This is a genomic window from Prevotella sp. P3-122 (assembly GCF_002251365.1).
Taxonomy (GTDB): domain Bacteria; phylum Bacteroidota; class Bacteroidia; order Bacteroidales; family Bacteroidaceae; genus Prevotella.
In genome coordinates this window covers 76,860-98,256 of record NZ_NPJH01000087.1, presented here as the reverse complement: position 1 = coordinate 98,256, position 21,397 = coordinate 76,860, and the positions used below count along the sequence as shown (strand labels likewise).

Sequence of the window (21,397 nt, the reverse complement as noted above, 5' to 3'; positions counted from 1 at the left end):
TATGAGACATACATTATTATATATATGGGCCGTGGCAGTTTACATGATGCTCGGCTTAGGAACTGCTCAGGCTGACACCACACTGTGGAGCAACTACGCCCCCAAAGGGGTCTCATTCTCACAGACAGCAAGCATAGACTTTACGACACAGAGCATTAAGGCAGAGATAGACCTCAGCACATGCTCCTCATCCACAACGTGGGAGAATATCCTGTCGATAGGAACGGGCATCGGCGATTGGAACGGCTATTACAATGTCCATCTGTATTATACCGCAAGCGAAAAAAAGCTACAGCTGAACTGGGTCAATATGAGCAACGCCAGTGTACAGACAGACATAATACTCTCAAGCACTGACCTTACCGTAGAGCTGTCATCAGCCGGACTGAGCATAAACGGCGTAGTACATTCAGACTATCCAGGAACTGTTCTCTCCAGCTTGCTTTCGCAGACAAGCGTGCAGATAGGCAGCACACAGGGAAATACACGAAGCTATGCCACATATAAAGCTGTGACTATAACTGATGCCACAGAGACCTCCACATACGTAGTTCCAGAGTACGGCAAGTCCTACTATATCGTACCGGTGGATGACCCTACGAAGGCCATCACCGTGACAACGAGAAGCGTAGACGAGAGCTTGAAGGTCCAGTCTCTGACCAATGCCACTGGACAGCAGTGGACAGTTGTGAACAGTACCTTTGATTCAGGCTATCCATATCTCTTCAAGAGCGTCCTCTCAGGTCTTGCCATTGATATGGCCAACAATAACACATCGTTAAGTCCGCTGCAGTGGACGGATGAGGTGTCTTATGATAACAGCCAAAATGAGAATCAGGAGTTCTATCTCGTAAGTCAGGGTAACAATACCTATAAGCTCCGCGCAAAATACACGGATGGAGGTTCTACAACAATCTATTACCTTACAACCTCATCGGGCGAGATCATGACACGCACCACAGACGAGAGCGAAGCTGCTGTGTTCGGATTCATTCTTGTCGATGGATCATCAGAAGGTGGTGGCGAGTCAGGTGGTGGTGACTCTGGTGGCGGCAGCACTACGGAGACACCAAATCATGGCAGCTTCAATGTTAGCTGGGTCGCTGACCAGACGATATATGCCAAGTACAAGGAAGATGCACATGCTACATTCATGCCTTACGCCTCGACTGCAGCCCTGAAGGCAGACGTCAATTACCACAAGCCTTGGCTGACACCGGAGAATAACACAGAATACCAGAGCCTAAATGGTACATGGAAATTCAAGTTCAATTCAGGAACATCGGGTACACCAGGCTCATACAATTATTATTCAGAGCCCCTTGATGATAGCGGATGGGACGACATTAAGGTTCCACTGTCATGGGAGGTGGCCGGTTACGGCAAGCCTGTATATACTAATGTCGGTTACCCGTTCTTAAGCAGCGCCCCAGATGCAAATACAGGATATACATCTTATGGTGTTCAAGACCACAACGCAACGGGCTTCTACCGCAGGACGATGAATATACCCGAGGACTGGAGCGACAAGAGGATATTCCTGCACTTCGACGGAGCGTACAGTGCGATAGTGGTATGGGTGAACGGCAACTTCGTGGGTTACTCGCAAAGTTCGAACACCGATGCTGAGTTTGACCTCACAGGCTTCGTCTCTACAGGCGACAACCAGCTGTCGGTATGCGTATACCGCTGGTGCGACGGCTCTTACTTAGAGGGCCAGGACATGTGGCATCTGTCGGGAATACACCGTGATGTATATCTCGTTGCTACCCCGAAGACCTTCGTCAGCGACCACGTGATAACATTCTCGGCATCGAATACCGCCGCCACAGCAGGAAGCATGAGCGTAGCCCTGACAATGGACAACCGTGACGGAGGCTCGGCAACAAAGACTGTAGATGTCACCCTGCTCGACAATGATGACAACGAGATAGCCTCTGGCTCTACCACATTCTCCATGTCATCGGCAACAACTACAACCAAGACCGTTACCCTCTCCGGACTCTCAGGCCTGAAGGCATGGAGCTGCGAGGAGCCAAACCTGTATACCGTGCTCATAAGCCAGAAGGATGCCAGCGGCAACGAGGAAATGGCATTCTCTACACGCTATGGCTTCCGCAATATCACACAAAGCGACAATACCGTGCTCATCAACGGACAAAGGGTCTACTTCAAGGGCGTGAACACTCAGGACACCGACCCATTGACGGGCCGTGCCATACGCCTGGAAACCATGCTGCGTGATGTGGAGCTGATGAAGCAGGCAAATATCAATACCGTGCGCACCAGCCACTATCCACGCCAGCCGAAGATGTATGCCATGTTCGATGCCTACGGACTCTACTGTATGGACGAGGCAGACGTGGAGTGCCACTATGTAGGAACTGCTATCTCCAGCAACAGCTCTTGGCAGAATGCAATGAACGACCGTGCAGAGCGCATGGTGAAGCGCGACCGTAACCATCCGTCCGTCATCTTCTGGTCGTTGGGTAACGAGTGTGGAGCAGGAAGCAACTTCAGAGGAATGTACAATATGGTGAAGAGCCTCGACAGCCGACTGATACACAACGAGCAGAACCAGAGTTACAGCGACCTCGGCTCGAACATGTATCCTACGATAGAGAGACTAAACAGCAACAAGAGCGGATATAACGGCATGCCTTACTTCATCTGTGAGTACGAACATGCAATGGGCAACTCATTAGGAGGATTGCAGGAGTATTGGGATATCATAGAGAGCAGCACGGGTATCATCGGCGCATGTATCTGGGACTTCGTGGACCAGAGCATCTATAACCCAACGAAGATTGCAGCAGGAACGCTGAAGGACGCCAACGGCTTCAACTACTATGTTTCTGGCTATGACTACAATTCAACAGGTGGCGTGAACTACGGCTTCCAGGGCAACTTCCTCAACAACGGTCTTATCACTGCCGACCGCCAGTGGAGCGCAGAGCTTGCCGAGGTGAAGAACGTATATAAGAACGTGACATTCTCATCGCTGAGCAACAAGACGCTGACGATAAAGAACAAGAACAATTTCGTCAATCTGAACAAGTATGCCCTGCAATGGTTCGTGCTGAAGGACGGACGGCGCGTGGAGAGCGGTATCGTAAGCATGCCGTCGATAGCAGCCGGAAGAACAGGCACGGTAAGCATACCTTACACTACCTCTACGACAACGGACGCAGAGTATATCCTGCATCTACAGCTCTGCCTCGCAGAGGACGAGATGTGGGCATACAAGGGATATCCTGTAGCCGAGGGTGAGTTTACGCTGGCATCATGGCCATCGCTGCCAACGGTAAGCACATCGTCAGGATCTATCTCGGTAAGCGGAACAACGGTAAGCGGAACGACACCATCGGGCAAGGCATGGAGCATCAGATTCAGCAGCGGCAAGATGTCATCATGGACATACGGTGGTCAGTCGCTTATGTATGCTGCTCCCGACTTCAACAGCTATCGTGACATAGACAACGACCGTAGCCTTTCTGCTACATGTGTCAACAGCAGCAATACAAGCGTCACATCTGCTCTTGCCAAGAGCGGAAACAAGGCGACAATGACTATGAGGGGAACGGCAACCAACTGCTCGTACACAATAGCATATACATTCTATCCCGACGCCACGGTGGATATGGTAGTGACGTTCTCCCCAACGGGTGTAACACGCCGCATCGGACTGGGCATGCAGTTCCCCAGCGGCTTCGAGCAGGTGGAGTACTACGGCCGTGGCCCATGGTCTAACTACGTAGACCGCAAGACAGGCTCATGGCTCGGACGATATACCACTACGGTAGACGACTTCATGGAGGAATTCCCGCATCCGCAGACATTCGGCGACCATCAGGACCTCCGTGAGCTGACGCTGACGAACAGCTCTGCCAACGTGAAGCTCAATGTGAAGACAAGCGGACAGGTGGCATTCTCGCTCGGACACTTCGACGAGAAATCATGGTACGGCTCTGGCGACACTATGTGGTCCGACGGTCTCCACTGGTATGACATGACTAAGCAGTCGCAGATATATGCGCACTTCGACTACTACCAGCGTGGACTTGGCAACAATAGTTGCGGTGGCGACCAGGCTCTGTCGCAGTACCAATGTCCGACGAGCGGCAGCTACACCTATACGCTGAGGTTTAAGCCGGAATAGACTGTTTCGTAACTAATAATCGCACTAACCCAACGATTTTTTCCCCTCGGTAGAGTGGAAGCTTCCGTTGGGTTAGTGCTATTTTTTATTTTAACAGTAAACAAAAGAAAGGAAGGGATGAAGCCTCACCCCCAGCCCCTCTCCAAGGGGAGAAGCCTCACCCCCAGCCCCTCTCCAAGGGGAGAGGGGAGGTAGTAAACTTAGAGGGTGCGATGTTGTCACACGGATGACACTGATGACACGGATGGTCAGGACAGGGGCATACAGACAAAATCTGTGAAATCCGTGAAATCTGTGGGACAAGCAAAATAGTAAAACTACATTGTCAGCTTGTTTTTTTGCAGATTTTATTCGGTTAAGAATATGTATTGTGCACAAAAGTCCCTCATAAAAATGTTGTATTGTGCACAAAAGTCCCTCATAAAAATGTTGTATTATGCATAAAAGTCCCTCATAAAAATGCGATGATATTTTGTAATATGGTGATTATTACGTACTTTTGCAGACAAATTGCAAAATCTGTAATGTAATGGAAAGAGAGATAATGAAAAACCTCATAAAATGGAGGGATAGAAGCGACCGCAAACCACTTATCCTGCTTGGCGCCCGACAAGTAGGCAAGACATATATCCTCAAGGAGTTCGGAAGGAGATATTATGAACAAACGGCATACATAAACTGTGATGATAACGAAATGGTCAAGGACCTTTTTCTACCCGACTATGACATCAGACGCATCCTGCTCGCTATTAGTTCTATAACTAATGTTAGCATCAAACCGGGCAAAACCCTCATAATTCTTGACGAGATACAAGAACTGAAAAGAGGACTTAATGCCTTGAAATATTTTTGCGAGAACGCCCCCGAATATCATGTTGCAGTAGCAGGATCATTGCTCGGCATTACTCTTCATCAGGGTGAGTCATACCCTGTTGGAAAAGTAAACACCTTAAATATCCAACCAATGACATACGAGGAGTTTCTCATGGCTAAAGGACAGAAGCAAATGTATGAAATGCTGAAGAACAGACAATGGGATGTCGTTGCCAGCATGCGAAGCTTGTATATTCAATCGCTCAGGGAATATTATTTCACTGGAGGCATGCCTGAAGCTGTGAAGAAACACCTTGAAACAAATGACACCGTACAGGTGAGGGAAATACAAAAGGAGATTCTTCTTGCCTATGATAAGGACATATCCAAACATGCGCCCACGAATGAAGCCGTAAGAATAAACCAAGTGTGGAAATCCATACCTGCACAACTCGCAAAGGAAAACCGCAAATTCGTATATGGTGCTGTGAGAAAAGGTGCAAGGGCTAAGGATTTTGAGATTGCCATACAATGGCTTCTCGATGCCGGTTTGGTTTACAAGATAGACAGGGTGAGCAAACCAGGTATGCCATTAGGGTGCTATGCAGATTTTTCATCATTCAAACTGTATATGCTCGACTGCGGACTACTCGGTGCAATGAACGACATGCCGCCCTCGCTGATGCTGCTACCCAACAAGATGAAAGAAAGCAAGGGCAGTTTCACTGAGAACTTCGTATGTTCACAGCTACATAATTGCCGAAATCTATCGGTATTCTACTACAGCAAGGAAAACAGTACCCAGGAGGTGGATTTCGTGGTCCAGCACGACGCTGACATTGTTGCCGTAGAAGTTAAATCAGAGGAAAACCTTCAATCAAAATCCCTCAAGGCTTTCCACAACGAGAACCCCGAAGTAAGTTGCCTACGAACCTCAATGGCTGACTACCGTGAGGAGGATTGGGTAGTCAATGTTCCTCTATATGCTATCAAAAGCTATTGGGATGTATCGGCATCTTACTAAAAAGCACAACGGGTAAATCGTGCATATTTTAAACCACAGAGTTTAAGAGATATAGAGTATTTATACTAATGAAAGAGGGTGAATGCCAAGGCATTTAGAGCTCATAGAGAGCTGCGCATCATGTTTGCCGCAAGGAAACTCTGTGTCCTCTGTCACTTGCGACCTACTCTATAAAATCACAAATCTCTTTTTACCTTACCCTTCGGACGGTGACCGTTGGTTCTCTTTAACTCTGTGGTTTAAATATGCGTGCAAAATGATTGCAAGAGGCAAGGACATTAAGCATCCCCTCGCATGGCTGACCTGGACGCATAGCAGCCCCCTACCCATTTTTGTGGGAGGGGGGATGTTTTAATAGACAATTTTTCTGCCATCGATTATGTACACACCATGCCTTACGGTGTTGACCTTTCTTCCTGTCAGATCATATATTACATTAGATTGAGGCGTTCGTCCTGGCATATCCGAGATAGTACTTGGAATATCTCCAAGATATGTAAGTTTGAAGTCATCAACCTTGAAAAATCCGTTCGACTTGGCGCCGATGGTTAGCATACCATCGCTTACGTTAGCATATACGGTCATGACGTGACTCAGATCCCAGTCATTCTCTGCCCACGAACCCTCAAAGCTGCAATACTCACCTTCAGGCAATGTGTTGTATGCACTGGCATCACCTGCCAGCATGCTATTTTCACCTGCAAAGATTCGAGCTAGGTTGCCATTCTCTGTGTGATTGTTCATGAGCCGTGCAGTAAGCTTCCAACGTCCATTAGGCAGACCTGTCAGTGTTTGAGAAAGCTCCATATTACCATAGGCTCCCCAGTGCCATACACCCCAGATGAAGTATCCATCTGCATTATTTGCATCGGTGTTTGCTCCACACCACGCCCACTGAGTGGCATCTGTCACCTCATTACCATCCTTTGTCATTATCCATCCAAAGGGTACGGAACTGTTTGTGTTATGCTGCGAGGAGGTATTTTCGAAACTTGGATTCACTATGCCATACGATGCTGGAACATCCTGCTCGTAGTTAGCCGTTGATGCTACGATTACATTCTTAATATCCTCTACAGACTGCAACAAATCCTCTGTTGTGTTATCAGCCCTGTTGTACACTACAATGGCATTGTCGTATGCATCTGCCGCTGCCATGATACCCCTTTCGCACATCTGCGATGCCTCAACGAGATACTGGTAGAGACTGAGCTTTGCGTCATTGTATTTCTTGACGTCTGCATTATTGATGTCTGTCGTACGCACAAAAGACCAGTGAGTAGTTTCTGATGTTTTGTCAGTAGTGCTGCCGTCAACATAGTTCACTACCCAGTCGGCACTGCCGTTCATAACCATCTCATGTCCCTCGCCAGGCTTGTCGCCGTCAAGAAGAAGCACGAAGCCGTTACCCTCTTTTGTGCTGCTTTCGACATAACTGACATTCCATAACATCTCATTTTCGGTTATCTGCACATTTGAGCCATTGCTTCGTCCCATGTACTTACCCTTACCTGGTTCTGAACTTATCTGAAAAGACCACAAAATCTTTCCATCCCTCTGATGCTCATGTGCTATGAAGGTCACATCGTCCATCTTGCCGTCGGAATGAGTACGCAGATATGTGCCCCATTCCCAATAGAAATTACGGTTGGCAAGAGTTGTGTTGCTGTTCTGTATGGCATACTCCTCGCCATCTACAAGAAGCTTTACAGGTTCGCCTGTGGTCTTAGGCGTGGGATATGAGAGTGTCTGATAATCCTCTGAATCATCGCTGATAGAATCCTGTGGAGCAAGGTCTTGTTCCTTAACCAGCTGTTTGATAGCTGCATAAGTAGATTGGAGACCAGCAGCCTGCTTGATGGTTTCGGATACATTCTTGTTGTTGGTACCCCATGTGTTATGTGATCCGTTCTTGTTCTTTGAGATCTCGCCACGTTCACACCAGTTGTTCTTGACAGTATAGTAGTCTGTTCCCTCGTCCGTATATAGGTCAAACTGAGCGTGCGCCATATTCTCCCACATGATAGGGTTGAACATAGGATTGCCTACATCTTCTATTCGATTGTTTTCAATTGATGAGTTTGGCTGCGAAGATAATGTATAGATGGCACCGCCATCGCGCATCTGGTTGCAGAAGCTGTGTATGTAGTTGGCAGTGATGTGATTGTCATGCATACAGCTTGACTCCTTGGTCCATCCCCATCCCACACTGATAGCAGAATAAGGAGTGTCGTAGATCTCATTGTGACTGATGGTAACACTCGATGCATAGCCGATGCAGATTCCCAGACAGCCCCAGTCCTCTGTTGCAGGATGAGCAATGTAGTTGTTGTCAATGACTATGCTGTCGCACACAACATCTGGATTCTCGGGATTGTAGGCTTCGTGGGCTTCAAAGTTCTCGTCACCGAAGTAGCCTGCAAGGATAGCTGTTCCACCAATGTCGCTGAAGGTACAGCCACGCACTATCATCTGCTTGTTGCCAGCAACAAAGTCTATAGCCGTAGATGCTGTCTGAGTGAAATTGCAACCCTCAAACGTAACAGAACGTGCATTGCTCACACTGACTGCCGAAGCAGGTCGTCCTACCCATGCCACATTGCCTGCACGTGAAGAAGGATCAGTATAGGCATTATAGAGCCATTGACCTGCCTGCAATGGCACATGTCCCTGTTGTGAAGGACGCAACCATGTGCTATGTGCGAAGGTAATTCCACGGAAGGTGATGTTCTCAATCTTATTGTCATTGTCGCCTGTTAGGTTGACTAGTGTTTCAAGCATTGGCGCAACGGCTTCGGTCGTTTCAGGTGTCTCACCACAGCGAGGCCAGTAATACACCACCCCCTGCTCGCCATCGGCATACCACTCCTGAGGACGATTGAGGAGCTCTATCGCGTTGGAGAGGTAGAACATGTGATTGGTAGAGCTGCTTGCATCAGCACGAAGGATAGGCCATGGACGTTTGAACTCAATGCCACTCTCCGGACTCTTGAAAGTGAAGATGCTGTGCTCGCCTGCCGAGGTGATGCCATCTACACGCATAACATTCGTAACCCAGTCCTGAATGATAGTCATCTCCAGTCCGTCGGCATTGGCAAATTTCTGTGTAGGGCGTGGAACAATGAGCTCACCCTTCGACTTGTTCACAGAGAAAATACGAGGAAGCGACTGCTTGTCGAATGTGCTTGCGCGTCGCATCTTGTTCTTGCCTATCCACATTTGGCGGAAAGGAACTGCAGCCCCTTCACACTGTGGAATGGTGGCTTTCCATACATGTCCCTGAGCAATGGTTGGCAGACCTTCTATGCTTTCAGCTATCTCCCAGTTGCGGATGACAGCTCCGCCACTCAGCATAACGCTTTGTCCTTCTTCTGCCTCAATGATGGTTGGCGACTCTGGCGTACCACTATCTTCGGCAGTCAGTGCCAGTGTGCTATTCAGATAATACGTTCCACCCTTGAGCACTACGTGAACCTCTCCAAGCGGTTTTCCTGCCTTTCGCAATTCCCTCACCATCTGCAACGCCTTTTGTAGCGTTGCCAAAGGGGTGTCTTGCGCTCCGCTGTTTGCATCATTACCGTTGGGCGAAACCCAAACGGTTGTGACAGGCAGTTGTTCGTCTGCTCTGGCTTCCGTTGCCGGTAGTGCCAGAAGTAATGACATCAGGCAAGCTCCAGCTTGCAATGCCATGAATAGATTGTGTCTTGTTGCCATTTTGATTAAACTTTTGATTAATTGAAATGATGGCGCAAAAGTATCCCTTTTGTAGCAGAAAAGGGTTCAAAATAGGCTTATTGTGGGGTAAAAAGGGTTTCATGACACGTTTATACCCCCGTTTGACACGTTTTTTACCCCTGATCGTCGAATATCTCCGTTGACTTTTGATAGCTTCGTACATAATCCGTAGGAGTCTTGCCAAACATGTCCTTGAAGCAGCGAGTGAAGTATTTTGGTGTTGAGAAACCGGTGGCATACGCAATTTCAGACACGGTCATCGTACGACCCTGCAACATCTCACAGGCACGTTTCATACGGATGTTACGGATAAAGTCAGATGGTGTCATATCGGTCTCGGTCTTCAGCTGACGATAGAGAGTACTCTTGCTCATACCTATCTCTGCCAACAATTGTTCCAACCCAAAGTCTGAGTCGTCAAGGTGCTGGTCGATGATGGCAACCATCTTGTCCGTGAGGTGGTGATCGGCAGTTATGACTGCCACCTTAGCTTGCATCACCTCAGTTTCCAATCTTCGTTGATGGCGACGCCGAACGTGCCATACTGTTACCGCCAATACCGCTATTGCTATTACTATATATATAATGTAAGCTACGGTCGTCTCATACCATGCTGGGAGTCGCTCCAATGTTGCTACTCCAAAAGGTTTACTCCACTTTCCATCAGGTTGCTCAATGCGAACTTCGAGATTGAAGGTTCCACACGGGAGTGATGTAATAGTGATTTGATGGTATGTAGATTCAAGTTCAGACCACATGTCCTCAAATCCCTTAAGACGATACTGCATGTGCTGCTTCATGCCTGTATAGTATGCTAACTGAGACAACCGCAACTCTATGTTGTGGGCATCGGATGGCAGGATGGCATGACTGAATGAACTCTCTGATGCGTTATTGTTGTTGAAAAAAATACTCGTACCATCCAGCAGGACGTCTGTCAGTACAGGGCATGAAACTCTGGAAGACTTCGTATTACGCTGTTCAGGCAAGTGAGTGAAGCCACCATATCCACCAGCAAGGACACCGTCTCCATCAGTACATATAGCGCGATGACGGAAACTGAGGATATTGACAATTTCGTCTGTGACCGGATAGATAGTAGCACATTTGCGTTGCAGGTTATAGCACACAACCTTCTTGTTATTCATCAGCCACACAGAGGTCCGTGTAGAGACGATATCCTCGCAAAGTCCGTCACGTAGCAATGTATCTACAGGCGATGGGTGGAACTTCTTCATATGCCGGTCGCTGCTGAAGGTCCTGCCCATGGATGTCGCCAACCAGAGGCCGTCGTTGCTGTCAAGGCTCATGGCTATAACCCTCTCGTTGTCCGACAGCATATCGAGTGCGGCGGCAGTACTGCATGTCAAATACCTTTCTTCAGCCTTGCAGCGGTAAAGACTGTGGCCTGCCGCACACAGCATGGTGCCCGTCTTAGTTGATTGAGTGATGGCAGTTGGAGATTTGATGTCTGCAACGGCTATGGTCTTGCCTACATCTGTTAGTCTTGCAGCCAGATGCCGAGGCGTAAGCATCCAAACAATGCCACCGTTGTCCTCACAGATGTCTAAGATGGGACATGAATCTTTCAGCACAGCTTCCAAATCCAGTTTGTCCTCCACGGACACACGCCCCTGATCACGAGTAAGGCGATAGGCCGTCGAATAGTATTTCTGTGCTACCCACACGGATTCATTTTTACGTGAAGGACGAATAACCGACATCTCTGGTAGGTTCAGGTTTCGAAGGCTGGTCATCTCATTGCGGGCACGATCATACAACTGCAAGCCATTGCGTTGCCAGTTCAGCCAGATATAGTTGCCATCAGCATGCACGTTGTACAGGTCTTCATCAGTCTGCCACGAAGTCAGAAGAGGGTGATAGCTGAGGATGCCCGAAGAGTCAAAGCTTACAATGGAACTCTCATCGTTAGCCGCCAGCCAGATATTACCCACGTTATCACATATCATATTGGTGTACTCGTGGCGTGGTGACAAGTAGGCTGTCAGGTCTATTGGTTTCAACCTTCCGCCTGCATATTCGAGCACATAGAGTTTCTTGTACGACAACATCCACAGCCAGCGCTTTGTCCTATCTTGCTGTATGCAGAAGAATATATCCTCCTCGCCTCCTTCGTCATTGTCCTGCACATGATGCTGCAACCAACAGTCGCCTTTAGCTTTCGCCTTTTCGGGCAGATACTGCCACAATCCTTGCCCCCAGGTTCCAAACCAATAGCGTCCATCCGCATCCTCAAACATAGTGCATGCCACACCATCAGGTATGGGTTTGACGGCGTCGAACCGCTTGCCACGCCCCCTCATCAGGGTGCCATCGCTGCACAGCAGCCAGAGCATGCCCTTGCTGTCCATGTATAGAGCATTGATATTGTGCTTCCCATTCTTGTTGCCAAACGGGTTGACCTGTTCAATCTGAGTACAGGTGGCATCGCAATGGTACAACTCTGTGCCAATAGCCAGCCACATGCCACCGTCACTATCGTTGCACATGCTGTTTGTCCATTTGCCACGGATGCGCTTGTCTGTAGGTTGAAAGAAATGTCCCTTTGCTTTGTCATAAAGGGTCAAGCCACCACTGGTACATATCCACAGCAGCTGGTCGGTGTCAACAATATTCGAAATATTGTTGTCGGCTAGAAGGTGTGTGCGCGAGTCGGTGTTACGGAAGTTCGTCAGCCAATGTCCATCCCAGCGCTGCAGACTTGACGCAGTGCCAATCCAGATGTAGCCCTCACGGTCCTGAAAGATTTCATAGATATTATTAGTGTATAACTGACGGACGAAGGGAAATGGTCGTACCACTATGTTTTGTGCGGCGATATTGAGACAATATGCCACTGCAAAAAAAAATGTAACAAGCCACTTTGGGTACTTGAGTGTTCTGAAAAGGCAAAAATCATCACCGCCGTTAGTTTTATCTATTGCACTACTCATTATTATAAAGATTATTTTCTCTTAATCTGTGTCCTCCGTGGATTATTTACTTTCCCTCCATTCTTGTCCCACAGATTTCACAGATTTCACAGATTTTATCTGTATACCCCTGTCCTGAACATCGCATCCTTTGAGCTTACTACCTCCCCTCTCCCCTTGGAGAGGGGCCGGGGGTGAGGCTTTTTCCTCTCCATTTTGTCCCACAGATTTCACAGATTTCACAGATTTTGTCTGTATGCCCCTGTCCTGACCATCGCATCCTTTAAGCTTACTACCTCCCCTCTCCCCTTGGAGAGGGGCTGGGGGTGAGGCTTTTCTTCCTCTCCCCTTGGAGAGGGGCCGGGGGTGAGGCTACTTTGTTCCTAAGTAGAAGCCGGGCTCGGGTGGCTGGTTGTATGCCACGTTCTCGGTGGCTACGCTCAGTCGGTAGGGTATGTCCTCCATGAGGCAGGGGATGCGATGGGGTGTTGGAATGTCGGTGACATATAGGCGTAGGAGGGTGCTGGCCTCATCGCGTATGAGCACCTCCTCGCGCCAGTCGCCGATGATGTCGCCGCTTAAGCAGGGGTTGGACTTTGTCCAGTTGTTGAACCTACCATCAAAACGCTTGATGATGTCTACGCGTCCCGTCTTCCAGTCGTATTTCTGTACGCTCTCATGGTCGAGCAATTCGCGCAGCAGGTCGCCGTCCCACCAGATGCCGAAGTTGGTGGACATACCTCTTCTCTTCTTCCTGTCCATTGTTGGCTCCTCGTATTCTGCAGGCTTCACCAGCTCGCCCTTTACGTTTCTGATGCCCCCGCTGTTGGCACTCCACATCTCCACTCCGGGATTTGTTGGGTCGATGTCAGCAGCCATGCACCTTCCGACATCGAAGTTGGCCGGCAGCTGGAATATCACCTTGCCAGTGGCAGCATCACGGAAGTCAGAGCCGTCGCGGCGGTTCTCGTGGCAGTCCCATACCTGCAGCTTGTCGCTGTCAGGATAGAATGGCATGAGGTGCAGGGCATCGCCATGTCCGAAGCCAGTGTTGTAGAGTCCCCGTCCGTCGTGGTCTACCGCCATGGAGCCGAACGTTATTTCGTCCTTTCCGTCGCCATCGACATCAGCAATGCGCAGGTTGTGGTTGCCCTGTCCGGCATAGCTCTTCCATTCGGGGTTGTTGGTGTCGAAGACCCATCGTGAGGATAGCTCCTTGCCATCCCAGTCCCATGCCGCTATGACGGTGCGCGTGTAGTAGCCTCGGCAGAAGATTGCCGATGCGCGGTGGCCGTCGAGGTATCCCACTCCCGCAAGGTAGCGTTCGGATCGGTTACCGTAGCTGTCGCCCCAGCTGCCGAGCGGTCCACGGTCAGGGATGTAGTCAACAGTCTTCATGGCCTCGCCCGTCAGTCCGTTGAAGACGGTAAGGTATTCCGGGCCATCCATGATGCGTCCGAGGCATTTGCCCTGCTGATGGCATCGCCAGTCTTTCGTCGGGTCACCGATAGCCTTTCCTTTGCCGTCGATAGTGCCGTCGGCAGTCTTCATCATCAGCTCCGCCCTTCCGTCACCCTCGAGGTCGTAGGCGATAAACTGCGTATAGTGTGCTCCGGCCCTGATGTTGCGTCCCATGTCTATGCGCCACAGCCTTGTGCCGTCGAGCTTCAGGCAGTCGAAGAAGACATTGCCCGTATAGCGCGTATGTGAGTTGTCGGCAGCATTGGACGGCTCCCATTTCAGGATAATCTCGTATTCTCCATCCCCATCTACATCAGCCACGGAGCAGTCGTTGGCCGAGTAGGTGCAACTCTTGCCGTCGGGCATGGTCATCTCTGCAGGCTTGTCTATTTTTATCGGCAGATAGCCTTCGGGAGCATTGGCCGTGAGCAGGAATGAGCCGTTGGCACTGCCTCCCCTTACCTCGTAGGTGGCATCAGAAGGCAGTGGCTGCTCGTCGATGAAGAATGTTCCGCCGTCTGCTATTGGCTTGCTGTTCAGTTTCTTGCCGTTGCGGTAAACGTCGAAGGGAGTGTCAGCCAGGTCGGCTTTGAGCAGCCGCCATGATACCGTCACCGTTCCGTTGCTCTTTATGGCCACTACGCCCCTGTTGAGCTTTTCCCTGCAGATGTGCTGCATGTCGTAGCGTGGCTGTGCCGAGACGGTAGGTGTGCCAAGGAGGCAAGCTAAGGATAGAAGAATAGTCTGTTTCATGATTTGTTTTACCAAAATTCCGTAGCACATTAGTTTAACTATTATTGTAAGTTCCTGAGCAACAAAGAGTCCTTGCTTATGGCAAGCGTCAAAGCCGAGCGGCACAGGAATTTGTCATGTCAGATTTTTCACCTATTCTTATTGTTGCAAATCAAAATATGTATAAAACCCAACAGACAGGGCAAAGATAGTAATAAAATCCGAGAAACTCACTCCTTTTGGATGCATATTTTCAAATAATGGAGCAATTCGGTTCATCAGAAATATGGAGTGACGCATAATAATATATTATTCCTGAAGTATATTATTAAATGAAGTGGGTGAAACCGTTTGCCATAGGAGATGAATACGTTTGCATCCCTGATAAGGTTAATAACCTTACGGCTGAAAGGTTATTAACCTTACGGCCTTAAGGTTATTAACCTTATCGGCAATGATATATATATGCATAGACCACGCAACAATATATTGTCACTCGAGATATAGCATGAACCAGCAATTCCCTGACTTCATCACTTTTTATGCGCCATCATATAGCGTATGATGATAATCAACGAGTCACGTGGAATAATCAGGTGGTTTGGGGTGGCGCATGCGAAAAATGTGTTTCAGTTTCAGCGAACAGCAATCTTAGCTGTTGCTTTCCATCCATTTCCGTTCTCCACCCTGATGATGAAGATACCTTTTCCTGTGATTGCAGGCAGCATCGTCGTTGTTCCCACGAAATCGTGGTTTGCCGTTAGCCTTCCATTCTCGTCGTATACGATAGCTTTGAAATGCTGTGTGCCAGAGGCGTTGCATACGGTGAGCATCACCCTTCCGCCCATTGTCGTTGTTATGCGCAGGTTGTTGGTTTCCTCTGTTGCGACAGTGCTTTTTATTCCTGTCGTTCCAGTTTCCTTCTCGTATGCTCCGAGGTCAGGAGCCGTTCCGGTGTAGGCTATGCCTTCCACTTCAATGCCTCTGTACAGCGTAGCCTCTACCGGTGTTCCTTTGTCAATGAGGAACGACTCGTCCTTTATCCTTGCGAAGGTGGAATAAGGCAGACTGCCGTCGTCATTTCTGGGAGCGATGAGCATGGCATGGTTCTCTGTGTCGATGAATTGGTCTGGCGAAGCTTTTCTGAACTCGCATGTCGTTGTTGTCAGTCCATTGAGCGAGGTGTCAACCTGGAATCGTCCATATTGTCCGTATTTTCCTTCTTCTCCAGCCTTGGGCAGACCGGTGCTTGTGTCTATTTTGTCCGTAGCCTCATTGTCGTTGATGGCGATACAGTTAGTGAGTCTGACGACATGACCGTCAGCTATCGACTCGTAGATTCTATATGAGTAAGCCTTGTCGCTTATGCTCTTCAGCGTCATGCCCGTGCAGTTGTTCATGATGATGTCGCCTGCATTGTGGTTTTGGTCGAATCCCTTCGACTTGTTGCAGACAGCAAGACATCTGTTCATGTAAAGGTTCATTGCCCCCTGGTCGCTTCCCATCTTGAATCCGTTACCGTTGCCGCTTGGCGCTATGGTGTTCTCGTCGAGGAATCCGTTCTTGTACGTCAGACACTCTTCAAGAATGACCGTCATATTGTCACCGAAGCCACCGTCCTTCTTATAGAAGACATCCCATCCATCGTCGGAGTTGCACCATGCCCGGCATCCATAGAAATAGTTGCCGTCGCCTACGGAAATCTTCGGAGCGAAGCCATCGGCGTCACCCTGTCCTTCGTCGCAGTTAAGGTAAGAGTCGCAGTTGATGATGCGGTTGTTTGAGGCGAGGTTTTTCATCTGTAGTCCAGAATCACCGTTGCGATAGAAGTTGCACTCTTCTATGATGTTATCGTGTGCCTGGTCTGTTGCGTTGATGATGTCCTGAGCCGTGCCTCCATCAGGTTTGTTCCTTTCGATGAGCATACCATTGTCGCTTGCGTTCGTTATGTCGATGCGGTAGAAGTGCCAGTAGCTGCCGCATAGTCTGATGCCCTGATATGGATTGTCAGAGTGTGAGTGGTAGGGCATGCCGGAGAAGTCGAGCACAGCGCGTCCTCCCTTTGCGAAGACATTGATGTATGCATCTTCTCTTCCGTTGTGCAGGATGTTGATGCGTGCGTCATATACGTATGTTCCCGCCATCATAAATATGGTGTCGCCAGCTTGAGCCATGTCAGCAGCTTTCTGCAGAGAGAAGAAAGGAGCTGCCTCCGAGCCATCTCCTGTCTCGTCATTTCCTGTAGGTGCGCAATGGATTATCTGTCCGTCGAAGTCGGGAATGACAAGATCTCCCGTCGTGATGCTTCTTTCGTCGCCGTATGCCGTGCCGGCCTTTGTCGTAGCGAAAGCTCGGTAGTAGTAAGTTGTGTTAGGCAAGAGGCGCATGACGGCGTTGAAGCTGCCGTCGGCATCGATACCGTTGCCGATAGCCTTCGTTGACTTTTCTGTTGTTGGGAGAACATTCGTGCCATACACAACACCATATAATATAGGTGTCGCCCCTCCGTTGTCGGTTATTGTTCCACCGGAGTAAGCAGACATGGTGCTGTGGTCTGTCGATGTGGAATTCAGTATGGCCTCTGTCGTAGATAGCATAGCCATTGTAGCATCGTTGGTGCTGAAGGTGCTCACCTCTCCATATCCCGTGCCGGCACCTGTTATGGCGTATGCCCTGTAATATACTGTGGTTCCTGCTTCAATGCCTGTTATTTTTATCTGGAAGGGATTCTCTGTTGCCATCTGTTTGTAGTCGGCAGTCTTCGGGATACTATTCTCCGTGCTCCAGCAAACACCCCATTCAACCATATCCTTGTCACCTGTATCGAGGATTTCTCCTTCCACCGTTGCGCCGTTCTTTGTGATGTCCGTTGCGTCGCCCGTCCGCATCGTAGCTTTCGTTCCGGCAGCGAGGATAGACACCTGAATATTGTCCACGTCTGCATCGGCAGTGCCTTCATTAGCGAGTTTTATGCGGTTCACCTTGATATTGCTGATTGCCACATGGTTGGTGTACGACGTTTTGTCTGTCGCTACCGTTGAATGTAGCGTCCATGTCTTTCCTCCGTCTTCGGAAGTATAAACAGTGATGCTCCTGTCGCCACGTCCCTCCATGAACGACAATTCCTTGGCACCGCGGTCGAGCAGGGGCAGTACTACATAGCTGCCAATGTTCTTAGGCATACGCAGGTCGCGTGTGCCCATGCCAGTGCGCAGATAGCTTGAATTGGTACTTGAGCTTGCATTGACGTATATCCATTCACCGTAGGGAGCGTTGAACGTCTGTTCGGTTGCTGTGCGGCTCGACGGATAGATGCTCTTGTCTTCAAAGTCATGAGTGAAATAGAGCGGGTCGTCCTGGCAGTATGCCTGAAGGACTGACAAAGACGTGAGCAGTGCGATGACTGTTCGCAGTAGAAGAGAGTGTGCCATAATGTAGGATTATTATAGTTTGTTTTAATATATATACTTTTATAGTATGTGTTACTGGTAATAGTTTTAGTAGATGTCTCAATTATGCGTTGCAAAGATAACATTTTTTTTTAATCTTTCTTAATTGAGACAATAAATCTTTGGTATAGTATAGAAAAACAATTTCAATCCATCCCTTCTGTCCGACTATATAGCACCAGAGCCCATGGTGTCTCTCTCATCATCAAGCTGATAGGAATATTCCTGCTCGGTATTGTCCCACAGATGACACGGATTGTCAGGACAGAAAGAAGAGGGAGAAGCCTCACCCCCAGCCCCTCTCCAAGGGGAGAGGGGAGGTAGTAAGCTCAAAGGATGCGATAGTCAGGACAGGGGCCATACAGACAAAATCTGTGAAATCTGTGAAATCTGTGGGACAAAATGGAGGGTAAGTAAAAAAAACACGGATGACACGGATAGTCAGGACAGGGGCCTTACAGATAAAATCTGTGAAATCCGTGAAATCCGTGTGACAAGAACAGAGGATAAGGGAAAAAACCACGGATGACACGGATTGTCAGGACAGGGGCCATACAGACAAAATCTGTGAAATCTGTGAAATCCGTGGGACAAGAAAGAGGGTAAGTAATAAGTCCACAGATTACACAGATTACACAGATTTGGTCTGCAAGCAGCAGAATATCCCTTACGGTAAGGATTATTTCTTTTCGAGATGCCTTGCGTACTCGCATGCAGCGAGCAGGAACGCGCCTGTACCGAAGTTGGTGACGCTCTTCTGGTTAACGACCTGTCCCGGGATGGCCTTCTCGCCAATGGGCTGTACGTATCCCACTGTTCCGTCAGGCTGAAGAGCTATCGTGGCAAGGTATTCCCATGCCTTGTCGACAACCTTCTGGTATTTCTTCGACAGTATGCCGTTGTTGATGCCCCACTGTATGCCGTATGCGAAGAGAGCCGTACCGCTGGTCTCCCTGCCTGGTGCCTGCTCCGCGTCCATCATGGAGCGTGTCCAGTAGCCTTCTGCCTGCTGGCATGCTGCTACGCCCTTGACAATCTTCTTGTAGTACTTGATGTACTCCTTGCGGTTGGCATCATCCTTTGGCAGGTCCTGGAGTATCTTTGCGAAAGCTGCCACTACCCATCCGTCGCCACGTGCCCAGAAGTCCTTCTTGCCTGCTGCCGTGGTGTGCTTGGGGAAGACGTATTTGCCGTCGCGGAAGTATAGTCCAGTCTTCTTGTCGTACATGATGCTGTTGGCATATAGCCAGTTGTCGTGCATCTTGGTAAGATACTGCTTGTCGCCGGTGAGCTTGTACATCTTTGTCATCACAGGCATTACCATGTACAGGGCGTCTGCCCACCACCAGTAGTCGGAGGCATCGCTGTATGCCTCGAAGCCCATAACCTCCTTGGCTCTCTTAACCATGAACTCCTTGTCGGATGGTGCGAGCGGTGAGTTGTAGAGGTCTATGTATGTCTGGAAGCATATCTGCCAGTCGCCGAAGAGAACGAACTGATGTCCCTCACCGTAGGTTTTGTATTTCCACTTGGTGTTGTCGGTCTCGCGTGCTCCCTGCCAGAGGTTCTGCTCAGCCCAGTCGTATGAATACCGGTACCATTTGCGGTTGTTCATGTACTTTGCAGCCTCCATGTTTCCCGTGTGGTATACAGCAGGGTCCCAGAAGGAGCGTTCCTGCTTTGGATGGTTCTGCTGCCATGTGTCGTTGACCTTCGTGATAATGGTCTTCACCTCGGTGACTGTCCAGTCCTTGGCTGATGCTGACTGCATACCGAGGAATGCCAAGGCTATGATAAGTGTTCTTTTCATTGTTGGAATTTTTTTAGTGTTTGAGGAATAATTACCATTTATCCTTTGTCTGTATGTCGTCTGCCCATCGGTGGTCTTTGGGGAATGGCTGACCGCCCCATGCCTTTACCTGTGTCCATGGCTGTGCCTCGTCAGTCCAGAAAGGAGAGTCGGCGGGAAGGCCGAGAGGCATGAATGCGAGGGAGGTCATGTAGAGTGAGCCGTTGTTGGTGTACCAGTCGGCAATGTTCTTCTGTGAACCGCAGAAGCCTATGGTGAGGAAGCCGCCCTCGTTATAGTTGTTCTGCTGGTCGAACATGCGGTGCATGACCTTTGTCAGTGCCGCCCTTACCTGTCCGTTGCTGATGTCGGCAGGCAACTTCTGGTACCATGCCATGAGAGCCAATGGCTGCATGGCTGCCAGGCGGTAGGGTGTGGAGCGTCCGAAGACAGGGTAAGTGCCTTCGGGAGAGATGAAGCGCTCAAGGATGATGGAGAACTTCTGTGCCCTCTTCAGCTCGCGGTCGTAGTATTTCTTGTAGTCGAGGCGTGTGTTGGCCTTTGCGTCAACCATTGCCTGCAGGGTCTCAAGGTACATGGGGTGGAAGACGTAGCTGGAATAGTAGTCGAAGGCGAATACGGGGCCGTCGGCATACCATCCGTCACCAACATACCATTCCTCGGTCTTGCGGCAAGCCGTGTTAACACGGAACTCATCGTATTCAGCTCCTGCCTTGGCGAGGAAGCTCTCGATGATGCTTGAGAACAGGAACCAGTTGGTGTAGGGAGGGTCTACGCGTCGCAGTTGTGTGAACTCCTCGAAGTAGCGTTTCTTGGTAGTATCGTCGAGTGGCTCCCACAGCGTGGTGTATGCCCTGAGAAAACTCTCGGCCACGTATGCGGCATCTACGAGTGCCTGTCCGTGTCCTCTCCATGCGAGGTAGTCGGGATTGTTTGGGTCAACGGCATTCTTGTAGCTTGCCAATGCCCACTCCCTGAGCTGCTTGCGCTGTGCTCCCTCTGCGGTGTCATCGTCAGGCAGGGTCAGCCATGGTGCGATGCCTGCCATGAGCCTGCCGAAGCACTCCATGTAGGCAACCTTCTTGCTGCGTCCGTCCCAGTTGGGCGATACCTCAAGCTGCATGTTCTTCTGCAACTCGCCCTTTGCCATGTTCTCCAGCACTGGCTGCGCCATCTTGTAGGCCTGCTCGCACCAGTACTCACGGTCCGTCTGTTGTTTCTGTTTCTTCTTGGCTGCCACCGCCGATGCAGGCGTGAGCAACACAAGCATCACTACGAGTG

At 49.5% G+C, this 21,397-nt stretch carries 8 protein-coding genes; 2 read left to right on the top strand and 6 right to left on the bottom strand.

The features are described 5' to 3' along the window. Window position 1: 1 nt before the first annotated feature. Window positions 2-4,159, top strand: a complete 4,158-nt coding sequence (locus tag CIL02_RS14390; protein ID WP_094402758.1) for a glycoside hydrolase family 2 TIM barrel-domain containing protein — start codon at window positions 2-4, stop codon at window positions 4,157-4,159. A 529-nt stretch (window positions 4,160-4,688) separates the two neighbouring features. Further along, window positions 4,689-5,996: an ATP-binding protein gene (locus CIL02_RS14385; protein ID WP_094402756.1), complete on the top strand. Its 1,308-nt coding sequence runs from the start codon at window positions 4,689-4,691 to the stop codon at window positions 5,994-5,996. Between the two features lie 351 nt (window positions 5,997-6,347). Here CIL02_RS14385 and CIL02_RS14380 read toward each other — a convergent pair whose 3' ends face one another. From CIL02_RS14380 to CIL02_RS14350, 6 genes are all read right to left on the bottom strand, one after another. Next, entirely contained in the window at window positions 6,348-9,710 is a 3,363-nt protein-coding gene (locus CIL02_RS14380; RefSeq protein WP_141210259.1) for a right-handed parallel beta-helix repeat-containing protein, read from the bottom strand. A 134-nt stretch (window positions 9,711-9,844) separates the two neighbouring features. After that, on the bottom strand, window positions 9,845-12,553 hold the full coding sequence (locus CIL02_RS14375; protein WP_170935116.1) for a helix-turn-helix domain-containing protein: 2,709 nt from the start codon (window positions 12,551-12,553) through the stop codon (window positions 9,845-9,847). Window positions 12,554-13,036: 483 nt separating this feature from the next. Continuing rightward, a complete protein-coding gene (locus CIL02_RS14370; RefSeq protein WP_094402751.1) occupies window positions 13,037-14,878 on the bottom strand; it encodes a rhamnogalacturonan lyase in 1,842 nt (613 codons plus the stop codon). A gap of 614 nt (window positions 14,879-15,492) precedes the next feature. Continuing rightward, window positions 15,493-18,288, bottom strand: coding sequence for a right-handed parallel beta-helix repeat-containing protein (locus CIL02_RS14365; protein ID WP_094402750.1), 2,796 nt, complete (start codon window positions 18,286-18,288; stop codon window positions 15,493-15,495). A 697-nt stretch (window positions 18,289-18,985) separates the two neighbouring features. Further along, complete coding sequence (locus CIL02_RS14355) at window positions 18,986-20,116, bottom strand: glycoside hydrolase family 88 protein (RefSeq protein WP_094402746.1); 1,131 nt, start codon at window positions 20,114-20,116, stop codon at window positions 18,986-18,988. 31 nt (window positions 20,117-20,147) lie between these two features. Next, entirely contained in the window at window positions 20,148-21,386 is a 1,239-nt protein-coding gene (locus tag CIL02_RS14350) for a DUF2264 domain-containing protein (protein WP_094402781.1), read from the bottom strand. Window positions 21,387-21,397: the final 11 nt, after the last annotated feature.